Genomic DNA, 23,959 nt, shown 5'->3' with positions numbered 1-23,959 from the left:
ACTCCTTGGCCGGTTAACGGTGCCCAGGAGTCAGATGGAAAAACCCGCCTCCAGGGCGGGTTTGGTGCATGCTCGCGCTAGCCCGCCAATCTGATGATGGCGGTAATAATGCTGGCGAAGGCAGGCTGATAGCGGTTCATGTGCCGAACGTTAGCCCGAGGCTTGGTCGCGCGTCAACACTTGGCCTGCTGCGCCGACAACGGCACGTCGAATACCTTGTCGAAGCCCCACTGGAACACGAAGGCGTAGACGAAGAAAAAAGCGAACAGGGCCAGATTGGTCAAGAGCGCTGCCAGCAGGCTGACTTGCAACCAATAAGCCACCAGCGGGAGCAGGATCACCACCAGGCCACCCTCGAAGCCAAGCGCATGCAGCAAGCGGCGCAACAGCGTGCGCTTGCGCTGAGGCTGGCGCGCCTCCCAGCGCTCGAACACCCAGTTGTAGAGCATGTTCCAGCTCATCGCGACGCCTGACATCAATACCGACAGCACAGTGGACTGCGCCATCCCCGCCCCGAACGCAAGTTCCAGGGCAGGGGCAACACACGCCACGGCGATGGCCTCGTAGAGAATGGCCTGGACGATCTTGCGGGCCTTGCCTTGCATGTTCAGCTCCCTGAATGACGACCCGACACGCTACAAGATCCCGCCGGTTAAAAGAAGAGGCTTACTACCAGGCATCAGCCTTCAGGTCACCTGCCCGGCGGGCAAGCGGATACGAAATTGCGCACCGCCCAATGGGGACTGGGCGACCGTCAGGGTCCCGCCCTGCCCCTCAATGGCCCGCCGGCTGATCGCCAGCCCCAAGCCGAATCCACCCGTGCTGCGGTCCCGGCTGCGATCCAGGCGATAGAACGGCTGGAAGATTCGCTCACGCTCCTCGACAGGGATACCAATGCCATCATCCTCCACCGTCAGCGAGCAAGCCCCGTCGGGCTCCAGGCGCAAGCGCAGTACCAGGCGCTGCTCACAGTAGCGCATGGCGTTGCGCACCAGATTCTGCACCGCTCGGGCCGTCAGGCGCGGATCGAGCACGAAGCGCGGCAACTCGGCGTCGGCATGCACCTCCCACTGGATGCCCCGCCCGTCCAACTCCTCGGCAAAGCCGCCTAGCACGCTGTCCACCAGCTCGAGCAACGACACCTCCACTCGTTCGCGCGCCTGGTCGGCATTGTACAACCGGCTGTAGGACAACAACTCCAACACCAATTCATCCAGCTCTCGCACATGCCCGACCAGCTCCAGCAAGCGCTTGCGGCTGGCCGCAGGCACTTCGTCGAAGAGCAGCACCAAGCCGAAATCCAGGCGCGTCAGGGGCGTGCGCAGCTCGTGAGATACGGCATTGAGCAGCTCGCGCTGCTGATTGACATGGCGCTCAAGGTCGCTAGCCATGGTGTCGAATACCCTGGCCAGTTCGCCGATGTTCGAATGCACCGAGATATGCGTGCGCTCGGACATCTGCCCCTGCCCCAGACGCCGAGCGGTTTCCTTCAGGCGCTCCAGGTCACGCCAGTGCGGCCATACCCAAAGCAACAGGCAACCCAGCATCGCGGCCCCGATCAACACCGTCACGCCCCATGACAGGACGTTGATGTCCAAGGGATCAGGCGGCGAATCCAAGCGTACCAGCCAGTGGCTGTCCAACGGCGCCAGCAGGGTTTCGTAGTAGCCCCATTGGGCCAGGCGCACTGCCGACTCCCCTTGCGCCAGCCGCGCGCGCTCCGTTTCATTCAAGTGGGCCTGGTCGATGGGCAGCAGCTGGACCTGCAAGGGTGCAAAGTCGTCGGCCAGCGCTTTCGCTACGTCAGGCCACTGGGCCTGAGGCGCCTGATGGAACTGACGTACGATCAGCGACTGCACGCCTTTGGTCTGGGTGAGGTTGTAGGCCATGAAGCGTTCCTGAAACAGCCCCACGATGGTGTCGGGGATGAACAGCAAGGCACCGGCATACGCCACGATGATCAGCAGATACAGCCGCACCAGGATCTTGAACATCGCAGCTCACTCCCACTCGACACGGCTGAACAGATAACCTTTGCCCCAGACCGTCTTGATCTTGCGTGCTTCGCCTGCGTTGTCGTCGAACTTGCGGCGCAGCTTGGAAATGGCCACGTCCACCGAGCGGTCGGTGCCGTTGAACTCGATACCGCGCAACTGTTGAAGAATGCGATCGCGATTGAGCACGACCCCGGCATTGCGCGCCAGCACGACCAACAGGTTGAATTCCCCGCCCGACAGTTCGACAGGCTCGCCGCGCCAGGTGACGGTGCGTTCGGCCAGGTCGATGCATAACCCACCTACCACGATCAGGTCATGGTCCAGCCTGGGTTCGTTAGCGCTGCGGCGCAGCAAGGTGCGCACCCGGGCCAGCAACACCCGTGGCTCGCACGGTTTGGTGACGTAGTCGTCGGCCCCCATTTCCAGCCCCAGCACCTGGTCATGGCTGTCATCGCGGGCGGTGAGCATCAGGATCGGCAGGCATTGGGACTGCTGACGCAATTGGCGACACACCTGCAGGCCGTCCAGCCCTGGGAGCATCAGGTCAAGAATCACCAAGTCGGGTTTGTCGCGGCAATACTCGTCCAGCACATGGTCACCCCGGGCGATGACCCGGACGACGAATTCGTTGCGTTGCAGGTAACTGGCGATCAGCTCGGCCAGGGCGCTGTCGTCTTCGACCAGAAGTATAGTGGGCATGGGTGGCTTGGCAGGCAGGTGGAGGGACTTGCAGCGCACCGGCTCGGTGTGGCCTCGTAAGCGCTGCGTTCTAGTGACGCAAGCTTATAGAAACATCGTGGTGCACAACCCATCGCTTCACACTTTTTCACACTCCCCGTACAGCTGTTAACAGCCAACCATGACCCGGGTGCCGTAGCATAGCGCAGATCATCAGCGGAAGATCCCAATGTCCGACACACTCACTGTTACCCTGCGCCGCATGGCGCTTCTGGCGCTTGTAGGCTTGGGCCTGGGCGGCTGCAGCGCTAGCGACGAACCCGAGCAGCAAGCCCCGGCCCCGCAAGTGCGGATCGAAACGCTGCAACTGCAACCGCTGGCCATCACCAGCGAGCTCAACGGCCGCATTCTGGCGCCGCGTACCGCCCAGGTGCGGGCTCGGGTGGCCGGCGTAGTGCTCAAACGGGTGTACCGCGAGGGTAGCGACGTCAAGCAGGGCGATGTGTTGTTTCAGATCGACCCCGCACCCTTCAAGGCCGACCTGGACAGCGCCCAGGCGGCACTGGCCAGAGCCGACGCTACCCGTTATCAAGCTCGCCTGCAGGAGCAGCGCTACCGCGAGCTGGTCAATGACAAAGCCGTCAGCGGCCAGGAATACGACAATGCCAAGGCCAGCCTGCTGCAAGCCAACGCAGCAGTGGCCGAGGCCAAGGCGGCTGTGCAACGGGCCCGTCTGAACCTGGGATACGCCACTGTGACCGCTCCCATCGCCGGGCGCATTGGCCGTGCCCAGGTGACAGAAGGCGCATTGGTCGGGCAGAACGAAGCCACGCCACTGGCGACCATCGAGCAACTGGACCCCATTCATGTCGACGTCACCCAGTCGACCCGTGAGATCACGGCGCTGCGCAAGGCTTTGCGTGCCGGCCAGCTGCAACGGGTCGACGCAGACCAGGCCAGTGTCACCTTGATCGAGGACGACGGCAGTGCCTACCCGCTGCCCGGCAAGCTGTTGTTCTCCGACATCCAGGTCGACCCCTCTACCAACCAGATCACCCTGCGCAGCGAGTTCCCCAACCCGAACCTCGACTTGCTGCCGGGCAGCTATGTGCGCGTGCGCCTGGCCCAGGCCGTGCAACCGCAAGGGCTGAGTGTGCCGCAACGGGCGATCCTGCGTGACAGCGCAGGCGTGCCGAAGGTACTGGTCGTGGATGGCCAATCGCAGGTCAGCGAACGGCAAGTGGTTCTGGGCAGCGTACAGGGCGACCGCTGGGTAGTACGCGAAGGCCTCGCTGCCGGTGACCAGGTGGTGGTCGAAGGCCTGCAACATGCCAAGGCAGGCGAACGCGTGCAGATCGACCCCGCCCCCGAGGCCACCTCCGCCACCCAGCACACCGGCCAGTGAGGGCCTGATCGATGCCGCAATTTTTCATTGACCGCCCCATTTTCGCTTGGGTAGTGGCGCTGTTCATCCTGCTGGCTGGCGCCTTGGCCATTCCTCAACTGCCCGTGGCGCAGTACCCCAACGTGGCGCCGCCGCAGGTGGAAATTTACGCCGTATACCCTGGCGCCTCGGCGGCTACCATGGATGAAAGTGTGGTCAGCCTCATCGAGCAGGAACTCAACGGCGCCGACAACTTGCTGTACTTCGAGTCGCAAAGCAGCCTGGGCAGCGCCACCATCACCGCCACCTTCGAGCCGGGCACCGTGCCAGACCTGGCACAGGTTGACGTGCAGAACCGCTTGAAAGTGGTCGAGTCGCGCCTGCCACGCCCGGTCACCCAACAAGGCTTGCAGGTTGAAAAGGTGTCCACTGGTTTCCTGCTGCTGGGCACGCTCACCTCCGAGGATGGCAAGTTCGACGAGACCGCGTTGTCCGACATTCTGGCGCGCAACGTGATGAACGAGATCCGGCGCATCAAAGGGGTCGGCAAAGCCCAGCTGTATGGCTCCGAGCGCGCCATGCGCATCTGGATCGACCCGGCCAAGCTGGTCGGCCTCAATCTCACCCCCAACGACGTGGCCGAAGCCATCACCGCACAGAACGCGCAGGTGGCGCCCGGCAGCATCGGCGACCAGCCTAGCCCCGCTACCCAGGAGATCACCGCCAATGTGGTGGTCAAGGGCCAGCTGACCACACCAGAAGCGTTTGCGGCGATCGTGCTGCGAGCCAATACCGACGGTTCGGTGGTGACCATCGGTGATGTGGCCCGGGTAGAAATCGGTGCGCAGGAGTACCAGTACGGCACGCGCTTGAACGGCAAGCCGGCCACCGCATTCAGTGTGCAGCTGGCCCCGGGTGCCAACGCCATGGAAACGGCCACGCTGGTGCGCGCCAAGATGAAGGACTTGGCGCGCTATTTCCCGGAAGGCGTGAAGTACGACATTCCCTACGACACCTCGCCGTTCGTCAAAGTCTCCATACAGCAGGTCATCAGCACGCTGTTCGAGGCAATGGTGCTGGTGTTCGCGGTGATGTTTCTGTTCCTGCAGAACCTGCGTTACACGTTGATTCCCACACTCGTGGTGCCCGTGGCGCTGATGGGCACCTTCGGCGTGATGCTGATGCTGGGCTTCTCGGTCAATGTGCTGACCCTGTTCGGCATGGTCCTGGCCATTGGTATTTTGGTGGACGATGCCATCGTGGTGGTCGAGAACGTCGAGCGAATCATGGCCGAAGAGGGTCTGGCGCCGCGTGAGGCCACACGCAAGGCCATGGGCCAGATCAGCGGGGCGATCATCGGTATCACGCTGGTGCTGGTGGCCGTCTTCCTGCCCATGGCCTTCATGAAGGGCTCGGTCGGCGTGATCTACCAGCAGTTCTCGGTGTCCATGGCCGTTTCCATCCTGTTCTCGGCCTTCCTTGCCCTGAGCCTGACGCCGGCGTTGTGCGCCACCTTGCTCAAGCCTGTGAACCCAGGTGCGCACCATCAGCGCGGCGGTTTCTTCGGTTGGTTCAATCGGCGCTTCGAGGGCATGAGCAAGGGCTATGAGGGCTGGGTGTCGCAGGCACTGCGTCGCAGCGGGCTCTACCTGTTGGTGTACGCCGTGCTGCTGGGCGTGCTGGGCTACGGCTTCAGTCAGCTGCCCACGGCCTTCCTGCCGACCGAGGACCAGGGTTACACCATCACCGATATCCAGCTGCCGCCTGGCGCCAGCCGCATGCGCACCGAGCAGGTGGCGGCTCACATCGAGGCGCACAACGGCGATGAGCCTGGCGTGGGCAATACCACGGTGATTCTGGGTTTCAGCTTCTCCGGCAGTGGCCAGAATGCGGCGCTAGCCTTCACGACCCTCAAGGACTGGTCCGAGCGTGACGCTGAGGACAGTGCCCAGTCCATTGCCGATCGCGCGAACATGGCATTCACGCAACTCAAGGACGCCATCGCCTTCGCCGTACTGCCACCACCGATTGACGGGCTTGGCGAGTCCACTGGCTTCGAATTCCGCCTGCAGGACCGGGGCGGGCTTGGTCACGCCCAACTCATGGCTGCCCGTGATGAACTGCTGGCCAAGGCGAGCAAGAGCGCGGTACTGACAAACGTGCGCGAGGCATCGTTGGCCGAAAGCCCACAAGTGGAGCTGGAGATCGATCGCCGTCAGGCCAATGCGTTGGGCGTCTCGTTCGCCGATATCGGCTCAGTGCTGGACGTGGCGGTGGGTTCGAGCTACGTCAATGACTTTCCCAACCAGGGCCGCATGCAGCGGGTGGTGGTGCAGGCCGAGGGCGATCAGCGCAGCCAGGTGGAGGACTTGCTGAAGATTCATGTGCGCAACAGCGCCGGCAAGATGGTGCCGCTTGGCGCCTTCGTCCAGCCCAGATGGGTTAGCGGCCCGGTCCAGTTGACGCGCTACAACGGTTACCCGGCGGTGTCCATTTCTGGTGAGCCGACGGCCGGGCAAAGCTCGGGGCAAGCCATGGCCGAGATCGAGCGAATCGTGGCGCAGCTGCCGGCTGGTGTTGGGCTGGAATGGACTGGGTTGTCGCTGCAGGAAAGGCTCTCGGGCAGTCAAGCGCCGGTGCTGATGGCCCTGTCGCTGCTGGTGGTGTTCCTCTGCCTGGCGGCGTTGTATGAAAGCTGGTCGATCCCCACGGCGGTGCTGCTGGTGGTACCCCTGGGGATTCTGGGCGCGGTCCTGGCAGTCACGCTGCGTGGCATGCCCAACGACGTGTTCTTCAAGGTCGGGCTGATCACCTTGATCGGGCTGTCGGCAAAGAATGCCATTCTGATCATCGAGTTTGCCAAAAGCCTGATGGACCAGGGCATGGATGCCACCCAGGCTGCCATCGAGGCTGCCCGCTTGCGCCTGCGGCCCATCGTGATGACGTCCCTGGCGTTCATCCTTGGGGTGGTGCCACTGGCCATCGCCACCGGTGCCAGTTCGGCAAGCCAGCAGGCCATCGGTACAGGGGTCATTGGCGGCATGTTGAGCGCCACGCTGGCGGTGGTGTTCGTGCCGGTATTCTTCGTCGTGGTGATGCGTTTGTCCCGGCGCCGGCGGCCACAGGAACCTGGCGACGAGCCAGCCCCGCGCAGTCACTGACTGGACAAGCGGAACGTGAAATGGGAGGGTTTCTGGCACTGACTGCCAGGAACCCTTTTTCATGCCTGCTACCCTGCCCCTTTGCTCTGTCCTCATGCTCGCCGGCGGCCGTGGCCAACGCATGGGCGGGCGCGATAAAGGGCTGATCGACTGGCAAGGCCGCCCTCTGATTGCCCACGTGCATGCGGTGGTTCGGGGCCTCAGTGATGACCTGATCGTTTCGTGCAATCGCAATCAGCAGATATACCAGCGGTACGCCGAGCACTGCGTGTGTGATGCCGAGACCGGCTTCCCTGGCCCACTGGCTGGCGTGCTTGCCGGGTTGGCGATAGCGCGGCACGATTGGGTGGTGGTGCTCGCCTGTGATGCGCCGCGGGTCGATCAGGTGCTGGTCAACGACCTGCGGCGCGCCGCCTTGGCGGCGAACAGTGCCGCGATGGTCCGCCAGGGTGGGTATTGGCAACCGATGTTCAGCGTGCTGCCCCGCGCCATCCTGCCGCTGCTTGAGCAGGCTTGGAATGCTGGGGAGCGCAGTTTGCAGAGAGCCTTGCTCGGCGCGCCCGTGGCAGCAGTTGATTGCGCTGAAGAGGATTGCCGGCTGAATAATTTCAACAGCCCGCAATGGCTTGAGGGCTGACAAGGGGGCTGTCGATTTTTTTCGATACTAAAGGCGCGCCAGGGCCTTAGGAATCTAGCTTCGCAGCGCAGACCCGGCGATACCGCGTTGAGCCTGGGAGTTCGCTAACCACCCAGGCCGGAGCCAGGCAGTTGACTCCGCCACTGCCTAGGCGCACCCCGCCGTCTCCGACTAGCGGTGAGCTACCAGCCGCCGAGCCTCCAACCCATTCAACAAAGCCTCCACCACTGCGGTCGCCGATTCCAGTCCATGGTCATTGCCCAGCAACAGGTCGAAACAGGTCCCATTGGCCAACTCCATGGCCTTCAGATTAGCGGCATAGGCGCCACGCAACAGCGTGGACAAGTGCACCAGCGCGTCTTCGAGATCGACGCCCGGACGTACCGAAAACAAAGGCGGATGGCTGCTTTCGCAGGTAGAGAAGGATGTGGGCGCGGTTGTGAGACTGGCAGGAGGATCAGGTAACCCTTTTGTCATGGTGTGCTCCTTGATTCATCAGGAGCCGCCATCAATCGCTACCAAACGAAATGGTGACGGCTATGCGCAGGTTGGTAGACCGGGAATCAAGGAAACCGGCGCGCACAGAGGCGCCCTACGCACAGCCGCCATAAAACGCTACAACCGAGCACAAAAAATGCGCCAACCATAGCGAAAGCGGGCGCTTTGTGCGCCTTGATCAATTCGGGCTACCAAACCCGACTGCTGGATTGACAGCAGCCCGCGAAGACTAACCCTCTCGCACGGTGCTTTCAAGCCAAAAGCCCCGCTTGAAACACTTGTAAGTGTCTTAGCAGGGCGCCGATAACGCCTACTGGCGCCTGGTTCGCGCTACAGTGAACGCCTGTGACCCATCAGCGTGCAGTTCCCATTCACGCTGACTGGCAACGCAACGGGCATCGGCGCAAAAATGCACGATGCCCCTGCACAATTGTCGATTGTACTAGGCAAATTCGCATGCCAGGATCCAGCGATCCTCCAGCGAACTCCAGATTTCACATGGAAAATCAATAACAAGCAGGGAGACCGCAATGACAGCGCTTATTCAGACGCCGGTTACCGAACACATTCTGAGCGAGGTTCGCAACCAGATCGGCCACCTGCGTCTCAACCGCCCCGCTGGGTTGAACGCCCTGACCTTGAACATGGTGCGCAGCTTGCGCAAGCACCTGGACGCGTGGGCCGGTGATCCGAACATCCGCGCCGTCGTACTGCGCGGCGAAGGGCCGAAGGGCTTCTGCGCCGGTGGTGATATCCGCTCGCTGCATGACAGCTACAAAGCCGGTGACGACCTGCACGCGGTTTTCTTCGCCGAAGAGTATGCCCTGGACTTGCTGATACACCGCTACCGCAAGCCTATCCTGGTGCTCATGGACGGCTTTACCCTCGGCGGGGGCATGGGCTTGGCGCAGGGCTGCGAGCTGCGGGTGGTCACCGAGCGCAGCCGCTTGGGCATGCCAGAGGTGGGCATCGGCTATTTCCCCGACGTGGGGGGCAGCTACTTCCTGTCCCGCCTGCCGGGCGAGCTGGGGACCTACCTCGGCGTCACCGGCACACAGGTCCAGGCGGCCGATGCCCTGTATTGCGGCCTGGCCAACTGGTATGTGACGAGCGACAAGATCGAAACCCTTGATCGCGAGCTGGACCAGTTATCCCTCAATGACAATCCGCTCAAGGATTTGCAGAACCTGCTGGCGCGCCTGGGCACACAGGCGCTGGAAGCGCCACCACTGGCTGCGCTGCGCCCAGCGATCGATCACTTCTTCGCCCTGCCCGATATGGCAGCCATCGTCGAGCAGTTGCGTGCCGTCAGCATCGGCGACAGCCATGCCTGGGCCGTTGCCACTGCAGAGCTGTTGGAAACCCGATCCCCACTGGCCATGGCCGTGACGTTGCAGATGTTACGACGCGGCCGACAGTTGAGCCTGGAAGAGTGCTTCGCCATGGAGTTGCACCTGGATCGCCAGTGGTTCCAGCACGGCGACATCATCGAGGGGGTGCGCGCCCTGATCATCGACAAGGACAAGCAGCCGCGCTGGACCCCCCCTACATTGCAGGGGCTGGACCGCCAGCGGGTCGACCAATTCTTCGAAGGCCTGTGAGCCCGGGAGCAAGCAGATGCAAGACGTGGAACTGAGCGAAGAGCAGATCATGATCCGTGACATGGCCCGCGACTTCGCCCGCGGCGAGATCGCCCCCCATGCCCAGGCGTGGGAAAAGGCCGGCTGGATCGATGACGCCGTCGTGCGCAGCATGGGTGAGCTTGGCTTGCTGGGCATGGTGGTCCCCGAGGCCTTCGGCGGTAGCTATACCGACTACGTGGCCTATGCGCTGGCGGTGGAAGAGATTTCAGTCGGGTGTGGCTCCACCGGGGCCTTGATGAGCATCCATAACTCGGTGGGGTGCGGCCCGTTGCTGGCCTACGGTAGCCCCGAACAGCAGCAGCACTGGCTGCCGCGGCTGGCCAGTGGCGAGGTGATTGGCTGCTTCTGCCTGACCGAGCCCCAGGCAGGATCCGAGGCCCATAACCTGCGCACCCGCGCCGAGTTGATCGACGGGCAGTGGGTGATCAACGGCAGCAAGCAGTTCGTCAGCAATGCCCGTCGCGCCGGGCTGGCCGTCGTGTTCGCCGTGACCGATCCTGACCTTGGCAAGAAAGGGCTGTCGGCGTTTCTGGTACCGACAGACAACCCCGGCTTCAAGGTCGATCGTACCGAACACAAAATGGGGATTCGCGCGTCCGATACCTGCGCCGTCACACTCGACCAATGCCGTATCCCGGCTGGCAACTTGCTGGGCGAGCGCGGTAAAGGCCTGGCAATCGCTTTGTCCAATCTCGAAGGCGGCCGAATCGGCATCGCCGCCCAGGCTCTGGGCATCGCCCGGGCTGCCTTCGAAGCGGCGCTGGGCTATGCCCGGGAACGTGTCCAGTTCGGCAAGCCGATCCACGAACACCAGAGCATTGCGAACTTGCTGGCTGACATGCAGGTGCAGATCAATGCGGCTCGCTTGCTGATCCTGCATGCCGCGCGCCTGCGCAGCGCCGGCAGGCCCTGCCTGTCCGAGGCGTCACAGGCCAAGCTGTTTGCCTCGGAAATGGCTGAGCGGGTGTGTTCGATGGCCATCCAGGTCCACGGTGGCTACGGCTACCTTGAGGATTATCCGGTCGAGCGGCACTACCGTGATGCGCGAATCACCCAGATCTATGAAGGGTCGAGCGAAATTCAGCGGATGCTGATCGCACGTGAACTGAAACACTACGCGCTGTAAGGTCCGGCCTGCCTGTCCTACAACGACGGGAGCTTGTGCCCCGCTGCCGTCAGCGGCAATAACGGGGGTCTTCGACCAGGCGGGCGTGGGTGACGAAAATGGGCGGCAGTCGTTCCTTGAGGTAGTCGATCCAGGTTCGGACCTTGGCGTCCAGGTAATGCCGCGAGGGATAAATCGCATACAAGGCGTTTTCCCGCAGCCTGTAGTCGGCCAGTACCCGGTACAGGCGCCCCTGTTCCATGGCTTGGCTGGCGGTGTAGAACGGCAGCAGACCAATACCCATGCCCAGCTCGCTGGCGACCAGCATGGCGTCCGCCACGTTGGTCATGAAGCTGTCCTGCGGTGCAATGACGCAATCCCCACCTGCCTGCGGAAACACCCAGTCACCCTCGTACAACGGGTAGGCCATGCGCAGGCAGCGATGCTGGTGTAGATCGTCCGGGCGGGCAGGAACGCCTTTTTCATCCAGGTAGCCGGGAGCGGCACAGGCAATACTGAAAATCGTGCCCAAGGGGACGGCAATCAACTGTGAGTCCGGCAATGCCTGGTCCACGGTGATGACCACATCGTGCCCTTCAGCGAGCGGGTCAGGGTTGCGCTGGGAAAGCGTAAGCTCGATGACCACGTCGGGACAAAGCGCGTTGTAGCCCGCCACCAACGGCATCAACAGCAATCCAAGCCCATGCGGACAATGCACGCGTAGCCGGCCACGGGGCGTGAGGTGAGCACCCCGCGCCTCTCCCACTGCCTCGTCGGTCAATAGCAGTATCTGCCGTGCGCGCTCAAGGAACCGCTCCCCGGCCTCGCTCATGCGCAAGCGTCGGGTGGTGCGGTGCAGCAATCGGGTTTGCAGCTGATTCTCCAGCTCCGCCACGATGCGCGAGACTTGAGCAGCGGAGATGTCCAGCGCGTTGGCCGCCGCGGCAAAGCTACCGCACTCCACCACCCGGACGAAGGTACGCATGGCCTGCAACATGTCCATGAAGGCTAGTCCTCGGTATGGGGGCGTTCGGCCAGCAGCCGGGTGATCCAGTCCACCTGTTGTTCGAAGTCTGCGACCTTGGCCGGCGGTACGGCAACGCGGGCCTGGGCGAAGTTGGCAAGGGTCTGCTTCTTTTGCCCAAGCATGCGTTGCCACTTTACGTGAAATGCCTGGCCATGGTCCTGCATCAACAGGGGGCCGAAATACAACTGCTGAGGGTTGTAGGCCACATAACCGGGTTCGGCCACGATGATTTCGTAGTCGAAGCGATGCTCGCGCAGAACATCTTCGGCGACGATACGGTAGCCATTGCTCATCAGCCACTGACGCACCTGCGGCTCGGCGCCATTGGGTTGCAGTACCAGGCGCTCGACACCCGCCAGGTGTGCCCTGCCCGCTTCGAGAATCTCGCAGATGGTTTCGCCGCCCATGCCGCACAGGCTGACGACCGTGATGCGGTCATCAGGCGCGATGACTGTCAGCCCATCGGCTAAGCGCACGGCAATGCGCCGCTCCAGCCCCTGCTTGCGCACATTGCGTTGAGCGGCCGCGAAGGGGGTGTTGGCGACCTCCCCGGCCACTGCGTACTCAATGCGCTCGCGAAGCATCAACGCCACGGGCAGGTAGCCATGATCAGAGCCAATATCAGCCAGACGAGCGCCTTCAGGCACATGGGTGGCCACGCGCTCCAGGCGCATGGACAAGGTGTGTTCGTTCACGGTAAGCCTCTCTGCAATGGCGGCGATTCTGACCGCGAATGCCGCGCTTTGCAAAAAACCGGCCTCTCGACCGGCGCAGGCCGCTCGCGTAGGCTTGAGGCTTTTCTACCCCGCAAGGCAGACCTCATGGCACATGCAGATATCGTCTACACCCCGGACAGCGACCCAGAATCCATTTCCTCCGATGTCGCCGAATACAACGGGATGCTGGTGACCACTCAAGTCCCGGTACACCCTGACGGTAGCCTGGCGTTGGGAGATATCGTCGAGCAGAGCGAATGCACGTTGCAGGCTTTGAAGGATGCCCTGGAGAAAGCCGGCAGCGGCATGGACCGGGTGCTGCACCTGACCATCTACCTGACCGATATGGCCGACCGCGCCGCCTTCAACCGGGTCTATCAACGTTTCTTCACTAAACCCTGGCCGGTGCGCGCTGCCGTAGGCGTGGCGGCGCTCGCGTTCGAGGGCATGCGCGTGGAAGTAACGGCAATGGCGGCCAAGAAGTGACGCTTAGCCGCCTGCTGGCAGGTGTCTCAATGCCGCACGTTGGCGGCGGCTCGCAGTGGTCGTGCTCAACCCTCGCCCTAGGGTAGCCATGCCACGCCGCCGCCGGCCCTTGTCTGGGCCGACAGAATCAGTGCAGGACCATGAGCTAAAGCTGCTGTCTGATTTTTTTGAGTTCAAGCAAAACGGAACGGTCGAGCTGTGCCATTGAAGCGACTCGAAAAGATTTCAGCTGTTTGGCAAAAGATTCTGGTCCGATTCCAGAGGCCGCAAGGGTAGCTTCTGTTGCAATGTAGCGGGTGATGATGGCAGCATCAGGCTTCAGAATTCGGGTGAAGTGCCTGTCCAGGTACTCTCCGGAAGCAAAAAATTCCCAAACCTTCTGATTGGATTCAAGACGATTGAGCCAGTCGGTACCAAGCGCTTGCGCTGCGGGCTCTCTAAAGCGTTTATCGCGCAATGTAGCCATGAAATTACTGCGCAAATCATTGCTTTTCTCTGGGCGCAGTAAAATACCGAGCGTGTGCTTGAGTTGTGCTCTGGCCTGCGCCAATCCAAAATCGATCTCCGGCTTTAACGGCGTCATGGGAGCAGATCTGGGCCGCTTCCAAAACTTCAATCTTTCCAATAGGTGTCCAGTTGGGTCGACGTGATTGACTGGATCGCCTGCGCAATACGCATAGGCGTTGAGGCCGCCTTGGTCGAACGGACTCAACGAATCGGGTGTTTCAAATCTCATCATGACACTGTTGAGGTATCTATAGCCCTGGCCAAACCCATAACAGCCCCGCAGCCCCTCCTGTACCGCCCCAACGTAACCCGTTTGGGAAAGGCGTGCGATGGCGCTATAGCCATACGGGGTATAGGCCGTAGGCGTGACAAGGGTTAAGCGACAACGCCCTGAAGCGGATGCCGGCCTGAGCATGTTATACACCTCCCTGCATCAATGGACTTGTCAGCCCTACTCTGTCCAGAGAGCCTACTGTAGGCAACTGCCATAAATACCAGGTCGTTGAAACACAGGCGCAGCCTGACAAGAGGCATTCATCCGACCAGCGCAGCCCGATGGTGTCGCCCGGCCGAATCGTCGGTACAATGCCCGGCTATACCGTGACAGCCGAAACCATAACGACATGTCCCTTCCCAAGCATCACCTGGAACTGCTCAGCCCTGCCCGCGACGTGGCCATCGCCCGCGAGGCCATCCTGCATGGCGCCGATGCCATCTATATCGGCGGCCCTAGCTTTGGCGCCCGTCATAACGCCTGCAACGAGGTGGGCGATATCGCCGAGTTGGTCGAATTCGCCCATCGCTACCATGCGCGCGTGTTCACCACCATCAATACCATCTTGCATGACAACGAGCTGGAGCCGGCGCGCGCGCTGATTCACCAGCTGTACGACGCCGGCGTCGATGCGCTGATCGTGCAGGACCTGGGGGTCATGGAGCTCGACATTCCACCCATCGAGCTGCATGCCAGTACCCAGACCGACATTCGTACCCTGGAGCGGGCCAAGTTTCTCGACCAGGCCGGCTTTTCTCAGCTGGTACTTGCACGCGAGCTGAACCTGCAGCAAATCCGTGCGATCGCCGCCGAAACCGACGCCGCCATCGAGTTCTTCATCCATGGTGCGCTGTGCGTGGCATTCTCCGGGCAATGCAACATTTCCCACGCCCAGACCGGTCGCAGCGCCAACCGGGGCGACTGCTCCCAGGCGTGCCGACTGCCCTACACGCTCAAGGACGACCAAGGTCGGGTAGTGGCGTTCGAAAAGCACCTGCTGTCGATGAAGGACAACAACCAGACCGCCAACCTGCGCGACCTGGTCGATGCCGGCGTGCGCTCGTTCAAGATCGAGGGGCGCTACAAGGACATGGGCTATGTGAAGAACATCACGGCCCATTACCGCAAGGAGCTCGACGCCATCCTGGAAGACCGCCCTGCCCTGGCCCGCGCTTCCAGCGGCCGTACCGCGCACTTCTTCGTACCGGACCCGGACAAAACCTTCCACCGCGGCAGCACCGACTACTTCGTGACTGACCGCAAGGTCGATATCGGCGCCTTCGACTCCCCTACGTTCACCGGCCTGCCGGTGGGTGTGGTGGAGAAAGTGGGCAAGCGCGACCTGCAGGTCGTCACCGACGTACCCTTGACCAACGGCGATGGCCTCAATGTGCTGGTCAAGCGCGAAGTGGTGGGGTTCAGGGCCAACATCGCCGAGGCACGCGGCGAGTTCGAAGAAGATGGCCAAAAACGCTGGCGCTACCGGGTGGAACCGAACGAGATGCCTGCCGGGCTGCACAAGCTAAGGCCAAACCATCCGCTTTCGCGCAATCTGGACCACAACTGGCAGCAGGCCCTGCAACGGACCTCGGCCGAGCGCCGCATCGGCGTACGTTGGCAGGCGGTATTACGCGAGGAGCGCTTGACCCTGAACGTGACCAGCGAGGAAGGCGTGCATGTGCAAGTCGCCCTGGATGGCCCATTCGGCCCGGCGAACAAGCCAGAGCAAGCACTGGACCAGCTGCATGACCTGCTTGGCCAACTCGGCACCACGCTCTACCACGCCGACAGCATCGAGTTGGATGCCCCCCAGGCGTTCTTCATTCCCAACTCGCAGCTCAAGGCCCTGCGCCGGCAGGCCATCGAGACGCTGACCGAGCAACGCATCCAGGCGCACCCCCATGGCCGGCGCAAGCCGGAAACCTCGCCGCCGCCGGTGTATCCCGAGTCGCACCTGTCCTTCCTGGCCAACGTCTACAACCAGAAAGCCCGGGATTTCTATCACCGCCATGGGGTGCAGTTGATCGACGCGGCGTATGAAGCCCATGAGGAGCATGGCGAGGTGCCGGTGATGATCACCAAGCACTGCCTACGCTTCTCCTTCAACCTGTGCCCCAAACAGGCCAAAGGGGTGACCGGAGTGCGCACCAAGGTGGCGCCGATGCAGCTGGTTCAAGGGGATGAAGTACTGACCCTGAAGTTCGACTGTAAACCCTGCGAGATGCATGTGATCGGCAAGATGAAGAACCACATCATCGACTTGCCGACCCCTGGCAGCGCCGTGGCCCAGGTCGTCGGCCACATCAGCCCGGAAGATCTGCTCAAGACCATCGTCCGCGCGCCTCACTGAGGCGCGTCGTACGCCGCCTGCGCCTTCAGCGAATCTGGTGCTTGTGCAACAAACGGTAGAAGGTCGGCCGTGAGATGCCCAGCACCTTGGCTGCAACGCTGAGGTTGTCGCTGTGACGGTCCAGCACATCGCACAACGCCTGGCGCTCGGCCTTGTGCTTGTACTCTTCCAGGGTGCCCAGCGGCGGCTGTTGCGCAAATGGCTGCAAACCCAGGTCCTTGGCCTCGATCTGACGCCCTTCGGCAAGCACCAGCCCGCGGCGCACCCGGTTGGCCAATTCACGCACGTTACCGGGCCAATCGTGCTGCCCCATTGCCGTTAGCGCATGCTCACTGAAGGAGCGAGGCCGCCTGCCGGTTTCCAAGCTGTAGAAATGGGCAAAATGGTTGGCCAGCATCGGCAAATCGCCATGGCGGTCGCGTAACGGAGCGGTTACCACCTGCAGCACGTTCAGGCGGTAGTACAGGTCTTCCCGGAAGCGGCCCTGCTCGATGGCCCTCTCCAAATCCACGTGGGTGGCGGCTAACACCCGCACATCCACCGGTACTGGCTGACTGCCCCCCACCCGCTCAATGTGCTTTTCCTGGAGAAAGCGCAGCAGGTTGGCCTGCAACTCCAGCGGCAGGTCGCCTATTTCATCGAGAAACAGCGTGCCGCCGTTAGCCGCTTCGATGCGGCCGATCTTGCGTTGATGGGCACCTGTAAATGCCCCCTTTTCGTGCCCGAACAGTTCGGACTGAATCAAGTGCTCGGGGATGGCCCCGCAGTTGATCGCCACGAACGGCTGGCCACTACGCTGCGATTGGCGGTGTAGCGTACGCGCCACCAGCTCCTTCCCCGTGCCGCTTTCGCCGCGGATCAGCACAGGCGACTCGGTCGGTGCCAGCTTACCCAGCAGTTTGCGCAACTCTCGAATCGGCCGGCTCTCGCCCAGCAACTCGTCTTGGGTGTCGAGCGCCTTGACCGTGCCCTTGCCACGCAGCCGCGCCATGCCAAAGGCCCGGCCCAGGGTGACCTGTACCCGCGACTCATCGAAGGGCAAGGTATGGAAATCAAAAAACCATTCACAGACGAAATCCCCGAAGGCCGGGGAGCGCAGTTGTTCGGCGCTCAGCACCGCGATCCACTCGGTGTTGCTGCGCTTGATCATGTCCTTGACCACGTCCGGGTGTTTGAGATGCGCCTCATCCAGGCGCAATACGCCTACATCGCAGCGATGTTCCAATGCCTGCGCCAAGGTGCAGCTGTCGACATCCCACCCAGCCTCTAGCAAGCCAGGCGTCAGGCGCTGGCAATCGTCACAAGGATCGACGATGAGCAGGCGGCGTTGCACTGCGGTTTGTTGCATGACCGATCCTTGGCGCCAAGTATTGGTTTCTTGAAGTAAAACAGTAAGTTGTGGCGCCCGAATAACAGTAGCAATGAAGTTGACGGTGCCTATGACCGTTTGTCTGCCAATACGGCTTTTCGTAACTTGGCGGGGGAATTTTCGATGGGTAACGTCCTCACATGGGGCGCGTTAGAACGAAAAATGAATAATCGTTGATTATTTTGCTGTACCCATGTGACTCGATGCCGGTTGTCGAGCATCAGTACACATAACCCCGCGCTGCATTTCGCGATACATGAGGCGACCTTGAAGCAACGCGGACGTCACTTGAATGTTTGGGACCACAGAGAGACCGAACCATGAATGCCCCGCTCCGTGTCAACGAAGCACTGCTGATCGCCGACCACGCCTTCGAACCCTTCCATTGCGTGGCCTGGGACGCCCCCAACGGCACTGGCGACCTGAGCCTGGCGGTCATCGACCGTACCAGCGTCCGCATCGGCAGCAAGCAGGTAACCTCGCAAACTTATTCTGACAAAGCCCAGTGGCTTAACCTGATCGAAGAAGTACGCGCTGAACTTTGTGAAAAAGGCTACCACCTGCAGCCGTGGTCGATGCCCAAGTAAATGAACAGCTTCGACATGTGCGTGCTCTGCCACGCACATGCACTTCCAGCCGTCCCTGTTTACCCTTCTTGCGTGCGACTTGTTGCCGCACCATACCGCTGTTACTTCACCGCTTCGAAACTTAGCAGGTGTTGATAGTCCGCTGCCAATTGCTGTGCCAGAAGGCGAGCACGGCCCAGGCGGACCGGTGTCAGTTCCATGTCCACCAGCAATGTGCAGCACGGCAAGGGCTCGACGGTACCCCATTGCTGCAGGCGGCCGTCGGTGAACACCAGGCAGCGTACTTCCTCGTTAGGATGGGCCTTGCGCCGCGCGCCCAGCCACTGCCTTGCTTGCTCCAGCGCCGGCAGCAACGGCGTGCCGCCTCCCGCGCCCAGCGCCTGCAGCCAGGGTTGCAGCGCCGCCGAAGCTTTGAGCCCATGGCGCTGCCATTGTGGGGCACTGCCACTTGCCGTCAATAAAGCCAGCCGTGCCCGCTGGCGGTAGGCATGGTCGAATAACGTGGCCAATAGTCCTTTGGTGTGCGCGAGCGCCTGATGACGACGTGTCGAAGCGGAGGCATCGACGATGATCAGCCATAGCTGGGCCGGTGCGCCCCTGCGGGTGTGCCAGCATAAATCGTCGCGGTGCCTGGGCCGGCCCTTCAATAGGCTTTGTAACCAGGCGACCCGGCCAGCACTGGCTGCCTGGGCTCGACCGCGGCTTGCACCTGAGCGCGCGCCCTTGCCTGCTTGCGCACCCGTCGTCTTGGCCGGCTGACGGATGCTCAGGGCTTTTTTGCCCAGTTCGGCACCTCACGCCTTGGCCCGCTTGCCACAGGCTGCGGGGCCAAAGACCCCCAGTCCCCCTGCCCGCCCTTCTCGGCCGAGCTGTTGCCGGTCTGTGACTGCGGCTGCTCGGGCGCTGCGGGCGCAGTAGCCTGGGCGGGCGATTGCCTGCGATGGCGCAAGGCAAAATCTTCCACCGCATCGATATCTGCCGCCTCGATGGCCGCCGCCCCGCGCCATGCGCAGTGGGCGCGGGCCGCGCGCAGCCACACCAGATCGGCCCGCAGCCCATCGACTCCAGCGGCGAAGCAGCGTTCGGTGATGCTGGCCAAGGTCCGGTCATCCAGTGCAATGTCGTCCAGCGCCTGGCGCGCTGCCTGACAGCGCTTACGCAAGGCCTCCTGGGCCGGTGCCCACTGGGCACAAAACGCCAGGGGGTCATGGTCGAAGGCCAGCCGGCGCCGGATGATCTGTTGCCGTGCATCAGGCGCGGGTAGACCGTCGAGCGCCACATTCAGACCGAAGCGATCGAGTAGCTGAGGGCGCAACTCGCCTTCCTCGGGGTTCATGGTCCCGATCAAGACGAAGCGGGCATCGTGACGATGGGAAATGCCGTCGCGTTCGATGCGGTTGGTACCACTGGCGGCGACATCGAGCAACAGGTCGACCAAGGTGTCCGGCAGCAGGTTGACTTCATCGACATAGAGCACGCCACCATTGGCCTGGGCCAGCACGCCGGGGGAGAACTGCGCCTTGCCCTGCCCGAGTGCGGCATCCAAATCGAGTGTGCCCACCACGCGCTCTTCACTGGCGCCCAGCGGCAAGGTCACGAAAGGCCCATCGCCCAGCAGGTCAGCCAGGCCGCGGGCCAGGGTGCTCTTGGCCATGCCACGCGGGCCTTCGATGAGCACCCCGCCGATCCTGGGATCGATGGCCGTCAGGCACAGGGCCAACTTCAAATCGTCGGCGCCCACTACGGCGGCCAGGGGAAATTGTGCAGCGTCGTTCATTTCAAGCCTGTTCCTCGCCATCGAGCAGCTGTTCTTCCAGGGCATCGCGGTACTCGCCGGGGGACTGCCAGAGGCCGCGTTGCTGCGCCTCGATCAGCCGCTCGGTGAGGTCGCGCAGCGCCTGCGGGTTGTGCTCGCGCATGAAGTCGCGGGTCGCCGGGTCCAGCACGTAGGCATCGGCCAGCGACTGGTAATGGTGATCGTCGATCAGGTGCGTCGTGGCGTCGAAGGCGAACAGGTTGTCGACCGTCGCCGCCATCTCGAACGCCCCTTTGTAGCCGTGGCGTTTGACGCCATCGATCCACTTGGGGTTCAGCGCGCGCGCGCGGATCACGCGGTTGAGTTCTTCCTTCAATGTACGGATGCGCGGTCGGTCCACCTGGCTGTGGTCGCCGTGGTAACTGGCCACGGACGCGCCGGCCAGCGTTTCTGTGGCCGCCAGCATGCCGCCCTGAAACTGGTAGTAGTCATTGGAATCCAGCACGTCATGTTCGTGGTTGTCCTGATTTTGCAGCACTGCCTGCACCTTGCTCAGGCGCTCGACGAACTGCGCCCTGGCCGGCGTCCCCTCGTCCTGGGCGCCATAGGCATAGCTGCCATGGTTCAGGTAGACCTCGGCCAGGTCTTCACGGGTCTGCCACAGCCGCCCATCAATCGCATTCTGGATGCCAGCCCCATAGGCACCGGGCTTGGCGCCGAAGACGCGCCAACCGGCCTGTCGAGCCGCCTGCTCAGCGTCTAGGCCCTGCTGCTGCAAGGCCAGACGCTCACCGCGCACGCGCGCAGCCAACGGATTAAGATCATCGGGCTCATCAAGTCCGGCCACGGCCTGGACGGCAGCATCGAACAGGCGGATCAGGCTGCCAAAGGCGTCCCGGAAGAAACCCGACACCCGCAGCGTCACGTCCACCCGCGGACGATCCAGCAGGCTGAGTGGCAGTATCTCGAAATCGTCGACCCGCTGGCTGCCGGTGGCCCACACTGGGCGCACGCCCATCAGCGCCATGGCCTGGGCAATGTCGTCCCCACCGGTACGCATGGTCGCGGTTCCCCACACCGACAGCCCGAGCTGACGCAAGTGGTCACCATGATCTTGCAAATGACGTTCGAGTATCAGGTTGGCCGACGTAAAGCCTAGCCGCCACGCTGTCGTGGTCGGCAAGTTACGCACGTCGACGGTGTAGAAATTGCGGCCTGTGGGCAGCACGTCAAGCCGCCCACGGCTGGGTGCGCCGCTAGGACCGGCCGGCACGAAGCGCCCAGCTAGCGCTGCAAGCAACCCATTCATCTCGGCGGCGCCGCAGGCGTCCAGGCTCGGCGCCACTGTAGCGAGCAGATGATCGACAACGGCCTGGACGGGCGCTCCAAGTTCCACCTCCAACGCTGGCAGCGAGCCGTCGAGCGCACCTTCGATAACCTGCAATGCCAGCAGTTCGAGGCGCTCGCGCGTATCGCCGGCCGTGCGCCAGGCCTGGTCGCTGATGTTCATCAGTAGCAGAGGCCGTGGGCCTTCCCAGGGTTGCCCAAGGTCGCAGTCCAGCGGATCGAAGCCGGGGACCAGTGCCTTGGCCAGGGCGCGCAACACACTCGCATTGCCGCCACGGCCATCGCCACGCTCGACACGCAGCAGTGCCAGCAGCGTATCCAGGCGCAATCGGCCCTCGGGCGACTGGCCGAATACATGCAAACCATCGCGGATCTGCGATTCCTTGAGGTCGCACAGGTAGGTGTCCAGGCGTGGCAACCAGACGGTTGCATCGTCAAGCTGCCCTTCGAGCTGCAATTCCCGGTCGATGTGATGGGTCCTGACCAGTTCGAGGATGTCGCGTTGCAGCTCCCGGGCGCGACGCGGGTCGAGCAGTTGTGCTTCGTAGAATTCATCGGCCAATTGCTCCAGGTGGCGCAGCGGGCCATAGGTCTCGGCGCGGGTCAGCGGCGGCATCAGGTGATCGATGATCACCGCTTGCGTGCGCCGCTTGGCCTGCGCGCCCTCACCCGGATCGTTGACGATGAACGGATAGATGTTAGGCAGCGGGCCGAGCAGCGCATCCGGCCAGCATGTATCAGACAGCCCTACCCCCTTGCCCGGCAGCCATTCCAGGTTGCCGTGCTTGCCGACATGGATGACGGCGTCGGCGGCATACCCATGCCGTAGCCAGAAATAGAACGCCAGGTACCCATGGGGTGGCACCAGGTCCGGGTCGTGATAAACGGCGCTGGGGTCTAGCTGATAACCACGTGCTGGCTGGATGCCGACGAAGGTCATCCCCATGCGCACCCCTGCCACCATCAGGCGGCCCTCGCGGAACATCGGGTCTTGCTCGGGTGGCCCCCAGCGCTCCAGTACCGCCTTGCGGTTGGCGGCAGGCAGGCGGTCGAAGGCTGCCTGGTAATCGAGCAGGCTCATGCTCTGGGCGCAGGGCCGTTGGTCGATGTGGTCGAGGTCGTTGGTCACACCGCCCAGCAAGTGATGGATTAGCTGGGTGCCACTCTCGGGCAGCTCGCTGACCGGGTACCCTTCAGTGCGCAGCGCACGCAAGATATTGAGCGCCGCAGCCGGCGTGTCCAGGCCAACGCCATTGCCGATGCGCCCATCGCGCGTGGGATAGTTGGCCAGAATCAACGCCACGCGTTTGTGCGCATTGGGCTGGCGCGCCAGGGTCACCCAGCGCCGTGCCAGCTCGGCCACAAAATCCATGCGCTCGGGGTGCGCGCGGTAGCACACCACATCCGATTGGCTGCGCTCGCTGTGCCAGGCCATGTCCTTGAAGCTGACCGGCCGTGTGATGATGCGCCCGTCCAGTTCGGGCAGCACAATGTGCATGGCCAGGTCACGTGCGCCCAAGCCCTGCTCGCTGGCCTCCCAACCCGGCTGGTTGTCCTGCGCACAAATGGCCTGCAACACAGGGATGTCTCGTCTTAGCGGGCGCAGGTTAGGACGCTCAGGGCTGGACAGGGCAAAACCGGTGGTATTGAGCACCACCTCGGCGCCGACAATGTCGAGCCATGCCTCAACCTGTTCCAGGCAGGCGCTTTCCTTCAGGCTGGCTACCGCAATGGGCAACGGATTCAAACCTGCTGCCTGCAGGCGCTGGCAGAACACATCGATGAAGGCCGTGTTCGCCGCCTGCAGGTGCGAACGATAAAACAGTATTGGCGCCACCGGATAATCGGTATCCCAGTGTGGGAACCAGTCCTCCAGCGCCCCACTGCCCACCTGAGGGTGGTAGACCGAGGTGCGGGGCAACGCCCGCGGCTCGGACCAGCAATAGTCACGGTCCAGCCACTGACTGGCAAGGTAATAGAACAGGTTGAGTGCGTTGGCCTTGCCACCTTGGCGCAGGTAGTGCCACAACTGCTCGGCTTGCGCCCCCTGCACGGACCCGAGCCCGGTCAGTTCCGGGTCGGGACGGTCGTCGCCGGGCACCAGGATCACGTGCACGCCGCGCGCGGCGAGCGTGACCAACTGTTCCACGCCGTAGCGCCAGTACCCCACGCCGCCGTGCAGCGACACCAGAATGACCTTGGCATGCTGCAAGACCTGATCGACATAAAGGTCGACCGAGGCGTGGTTCTGCACCTGCATGGGGTTGGCCAGGCGCAGGCTTGGGAAGTCGCCGGGCAGTTGCTCGGCGCTGTCGGCGAGCAGGGCCAGGTGCGAATCACCGCTGCAGAGAATAACCAGTTCGGCAGGGGTCTGGCCGAGGTCGGCGATGCTGTCGTCCGGCACGAAGCCGCCGGGCTGGGTCCGCAGCAGGTGCAT

19 protein-coding genes and 1 pseudogene are annotated in these 23,959 nt (G+C 62.7%); 8 read left to right on the top strand and 12 right to left on the bottom strand.

What is annotated here, in order from left to right; all coding sequences use genetic code 11:
- Nucleotides 1–173: 173 nt before the first annotated feature.
- The 3 genes from FH041_RS05670 to FH041_RS05660 form a co-directional block, all read right to left on the bottom strand.
- A complete protein-coding gene (locus FH041_RS05670; protein WP_023535716.1) occupies nt 174–605 on the bottom strand; it encodes a PACE efflux transporter in 432 nt (143 codons plus the stop codon).
- Nucleotides 606–686: 81 nt separating this feature from the next.
- Entirely contained in the window at nt 687–1,994 is a 1,308-nt protein-coding gene (locus tag FH041_RS05665; protein ID WP_140174250.1) for an ATP-binding protein, read from the bottom strand.
- Nucleotides 1,995–2,000: 6 nt separating this feature from the next.
- On the bottom strand, nt 2,001–2,696 hold the full coding sequence (locus FH041_RS05660; RefSeq protein WP_049696125.1) for a response regulator transcription factor: 696 nt from the start codon (nt 2,694–2,696) through the stop codon (nt 2,001–2,003).
- Nucleotides 2,697–2,904: 208 nt separating this feature from the next.
- On the opposite strand from FH041_RS05660, the gene FH041_RS05655 reads away from it, so the two are divergent.
- From FH041_RS05655 to mobA, 3 genes are all read left to right on the top strand, one after another.
- Nucleotides 2,905–4,080 carry an efflux RND transporter periplasmic adaptor subunit gene (locus tag FH041_RS05655; protein ID WP_027914917.1) on the top strand — a complete coding sequence of 392 codons (1,176 nt, stop codon included), beginning with the start codon at nt 2,905–2,907 and terminating at the stop codon, nt 4,078–4,080.
- Between the two features lie 11 nt (nt 4,081–4,091).
- Nucleotides 4,092–7,220, top strand: a complete 3,129-nt coding sequence (locus FH041_RS05650; protein WP_110606434.1) for an efflux RND transporter permease subunit — start codon at nt 4,092–4,094, stop codon at nt 7,218–7,220.
- A 61-nt stretch (nt 7,221–7,281) separates the two neighbouring features.
- Nucleotides 7,282–7,857 (top strand): molybdenum cofactor guanylyltransferase MobA, encoded by a 576-nt coding sequence (gene mobA, locus FH041_RS05645; RefSeq protein ID WP_027914915.1) that lies wholly within the window; start codon nt 7,282–7,284, stop codon nt 7,855–7,857.
- A 171-nt stretch (nt 7,858–8,028) separates the two neighbouring features.
- Here mobA and FH041_RS05640 read toward each other — a convergent pair whose 3' ends face one another.
- Nucleotides 8,029–8,334, bottom strand: coding sequence for a DUF3077 domain-containing protein (locus FH041_RS05640; protein WP_104926251.1), 306 nt, complete (start codon nt 8,332–8,334; stop codon nt 8,029–8,031).
- Nucleotides 8,335–8,885: 551 nt separating this feature from the next.
- Between FH041_RS05640 and FH041_RS05635 the strand changes: the two genes are divergently transcribed.
- Both FH041_RS05635 and FH041_RS05630 read left to right on the top strand, forming a co-directional pair.
- Nucleotides 8,886–9,956 carry an enoyl-CoA hydratase/isomerase family protein gene (locus tag FH041_RS05635; RefSeq protein ID WP_140174249.1) on the top strand — a complete coding sequence of 357 codons (1,071 nt, stop codon included), beginning with the start codon at nt 8,886–8,888 and terminating at the stop codon, nt 9,954–9,956.
- A gap of 16 nt (nt 9,957–9,972) precedes the next feature.
- A complete protein-coding gene (locus tag FH041_RS05630) occupies nt 9,973–11,124 on the top strand; it encodes an acyl-CoA dehydrogenase family protein (protein ID WP_028687477.1) in 1,152 nt (383 codons plus the stop codon).
- A gap of 49 nt (nt 11,125–11,173) precedes the next feature.
- On the opposite strand, the gene FH041_RS05625 is transcribed toward FH041_RS05630, so the two are convergent.
- The gene (locus tag FH041_RS05625) at nt 11,174–12,106 is read right to left on the bottom strand and encodes a LysR family transcriptional regulator (protein ID WP_110606432.1); all 933 of its coding nucleotides are present in this window, start codon (nt 12,104–12,106) and stop codon (nt 11,174–11,176) included.
- 5 nt (nt 12,107–12,111) lie between these two features.
- Nucleotides 12,112–12,825, bottom strand: coding sequence for a class I SAM-dependent methyltransferase (locus tag FH041_RS05620; RefSeq protein WP_028687479.1), 714 nt, complete (start codon nt 12,823–12,825; stop codon nt 12,112–12,114).
- Nucleotides 12,826–12,951: 126 nt separating this feature from the next.
- On the opposite strand from FH041_RS05620, the gene FH041_RS05615 reads away from it, so the two are divergent.
- On the top strand, nt 12,952–13,332 hold the full coding sequence (locus FH041_RS05615) for a RidA family protein (protein ID WP_027914909.1): 381 nt from the start codon (nt 12,952–12,954) through the stop codon (nt 13,330–13,332).
- A 145-nt stretch (nt 13,333–13,477) separates the two neighbouring features.
- Here the strand turns inward: FH041_RS05615 and FH041_RS22925 are convergent, their stop codons facing one another.
- Both FH041_RS22925 and FH041_RS22920 read right to left on the bottom strand, forming a co-directional pair.
- Nucleotides 13,478–13,915 carry a hypothetical protein gene (locus FH041_RS22925; protein WP_028687480.1) on the bottom strand — a complete coding sequence of 146 codons (438 nt, stop codon included), beginning with the start codon at nt 13,913–13,915 and terminating at the stop codon, nt 13,478–13,480.
- Between the two features lie 105 nt (nt 13,916–14,020).
- Nucleotides 14,021–14,254 (bottom strand): annotated as a pseudogene (locus FH041_RS22920) (hypothetical protein); the annotation flags it as partial.
- A gap of 208 nt (nt 14,255–14,462) precedes the next feature.
- Here FH041_RS22920 and FH041_RS05605 point away from each other — a divergent pair.
- Nucleotides 14,463–16,463, top strand: coding sequence for a U32 family peptidase (locus tag FH041_RS05605; protein ID WP_140174248.1), 2,001 nt, complete (start codon nt 14,463–14,465; stop codon nt 16,461–16,463).
- A 25-nt stretch (nt 16,464–16,488) separates the two neighbouring features.
- Here FH041_RS05605 and FH041_RS05600 read toward each other — a convergent pair whose 3' ends face one another.
- Entirely contained in the window at nt 16,489–17,811 is a 1,323-nt protein-coding gene (locus FH041_RS05600) for a sigma-54 dependent transcriptional regulator (protein WP_027914907.1), read from the bottom strand.
- Between the two features lie 341 nt (nt 17,812–18,152).
- Here FH041_RS05600 and FH041_RS05595 point away from each other — a divergent pair, with 341 nt between their 5' ends.
- Nucleotides 18,153–18,419 carry a YcgL domain-containing protein gene (locus FH041_RS05595; RefSeq protein ID WP_140174247.1) on the top strand — a complete coding sequence of 89 codons (267 nt, stop codon included), beginning with the start codon at nt 18,153–18,155 and terminating at the stop codon, nt 18,417–18,419.
- 101 nt (nt 18,420–18,520) lie between these two features.
- Here the strand turns inward: FH041_RS05595 and FH041_RS05590 are convergent, their stop codons facing one another.
- The 3 genes from FH041_RS05590 to cobN all read right to left on the bottom strand — a co-directional run bounded on the left by FH041_RS05590 (nt 18,521) and on the right by cobN (nt 23,959).
- The gene (locus FH041_RS05590; RefSeq protein ID WP_241015289.1) at nt 18,521–19,066 is read right to left on the bottom strand and encodes a VWA domain-containing protein; all 546 of its coding nucleotides are present in this window, start codon (nt 19,064–19,066) and stop codon (nt 18,521–18,523) included.
- 119 nt (nt 19,067–19,185) lie between these two features.
- Entirely contained in the window at nt 19,186–20,196 is a 1,011-nt protein-coding gene (locus tag FH041_RS05585) for an ATP-binding protein (protein ID WP_140174245.1), read from the bottom strand.
- Between the two features lies 1 nt (nt 20,197).
- Complete coding sequence (gene cobN / locus FH041_RS05580) at nt 20,198–23,959, bottom strand: cobaltochelatase subunit CobN (RefSeq protein ID WP_110606428.1); 3,762 nt, start codon at nt 23,957–23,959, stop codon at nt 20,198–20,200.

Origin of the sequence: Pseudomonas sp. SWI7 (assembly GCF_006351945.1) — a bacterium.
Classification (GTDB): Bacteria; Pseudomonadota; Gammaproteobacteria; order Pseudomonadales; family Pseudomonadaceae; genus Aquipseudomonas; species Aquipseudomonas fulva.
Note: the sequence above shows the minus strand (reverse complement) of the source record. Positions and strands in the feature narration are given on the sequence as shown.

What these genes read in the sequence shown, in the direction of transcription:
- FH041_RS05665 (WP_140174250.1), bottom strand. Translation starts at nt 1,994, where the DNA reads ATGTTCAAGATCCTGGTGCGGCTGTATCTGCTGATCATCGTGGCGTAT.
- FH041_RS05605 (WP_140174248.1), top strand. Translation starts at nt 14,463, where the DNA reads ATGTCCCTTCCCAAGCATCACCTGGAACTGCTCAGCCCTGCCCGCGAC.
- FH041_RS05600 (WP_027914907.1), bottom strand. Translation starts at nt 17,811, where the DNA reads ATGCAACAAACCGCAGTGCAACGCCGCCTGCTCATCGTCGATCCTTGT.
- FH041_RS05655 (WP_027914917.1), top strand. Translation starts at nt 2,905, where the DNA reads ATGTCCGACACACTCACTGTTACCCTGCGCCGCATGGCGCTTCTGGCG.
- mobA (WP_027914915.1), top strand. Translation starts at nt 7,282, where the DNA reads ATGCCTGCTACCCTGCCCCTTTGCTCTGTCCTCATGCTCGCCGGCGGC.
- FH041_RS05650 (WP_110606434.1), top strand. Translation starts at nt 4,092, where the DNA reads ATGCCGCAATTTTTCATTGACCGCCCCATTTTCGCTTGGGTAGTGGCG.
- FH041_RS05670 (WP_023535716.1), bottom strand. Translation starts at nt 605, where the DNA reads ATGCAAGGCAAGGCCCGCAAGATCGTCCAGGCCATTCTCTACGAGGCC.
- cobN (WP_110606428.1), bottom strand. Translation starts at nt 23,959, where the DNA reads ATGCACCTGCTGCGGACCCAGCCCGGCGGCTTCGTGCCGGACGACAGC.
- FH041_RS05625 (WP_110606432.1), bottom strand. Translation starts at nt 12,106, where the DNA reads ATGGACATGTTGCAGGCCATGCGTACCTTCGTCCGGGTGGTGGAGTGC.
- FH041_RS05635 (WP_140174249.1), top strand. Translation starts at nt 8,886, where the DNA reads ATGACAGCGCTTATTCAGACGCCGGTTACCGAACACATTCTGAGCGAG.
- FH041_RS05595 (WP_140174247.1), top strand. Translation starts at nt 18,153, where the DNA reads ATGAATGCCCCGCTCCGTGTCAACGAAGCACTGCTGATCGCCGACCAC.
- FH041_RS05660 (WP_049696125.1), bottom strand. Translation starts at nt 2,696, where the DNA reads ATGCCCACTATACTTCTGGTCGAAGACGACAGCGCCCTGGCCGAGCTG.
- FH041_RS05615 (WP_027914909.1), top strand. Translation starts at nt 12,952, where the DNA reads ATGGCACATGCAGATATCGTCTACACCCCGGACAGCGACCCAGAATCC.
- FH041_RS05630 (WP_028687477.1), top strand. Translation starts at nt 9,973, where the DNA reads ATGCAAGACGTGGAACTGAGCGAAGAGCAGATCATGATCCGTGACATG.
- FH041_RS05640 (WP_104926251.1), bottom strand. Translation starts at nt 8,334, where the DNA reads ATGACAAAAGGGTTACCTGATCCTCCTGCCAGTCTCACAACCGCGCCC.
- FH041_RS05585 (WP_140174245.1), bottom strand. Translation starts at nt 20,196, where the DNA reads ATGAACGACGCTGCACAATTTCCCCTGGCCGCCGTAGTGGGCGCCGAC.
- FH041_RS22925 (WP_028687480.1), bottom strand. Translation starts at nt 13,915, where the DNA reads ATGACGCCGTTAAAGCCGGAGATCGATTTTGGATTGGCGCAGGCCAGA.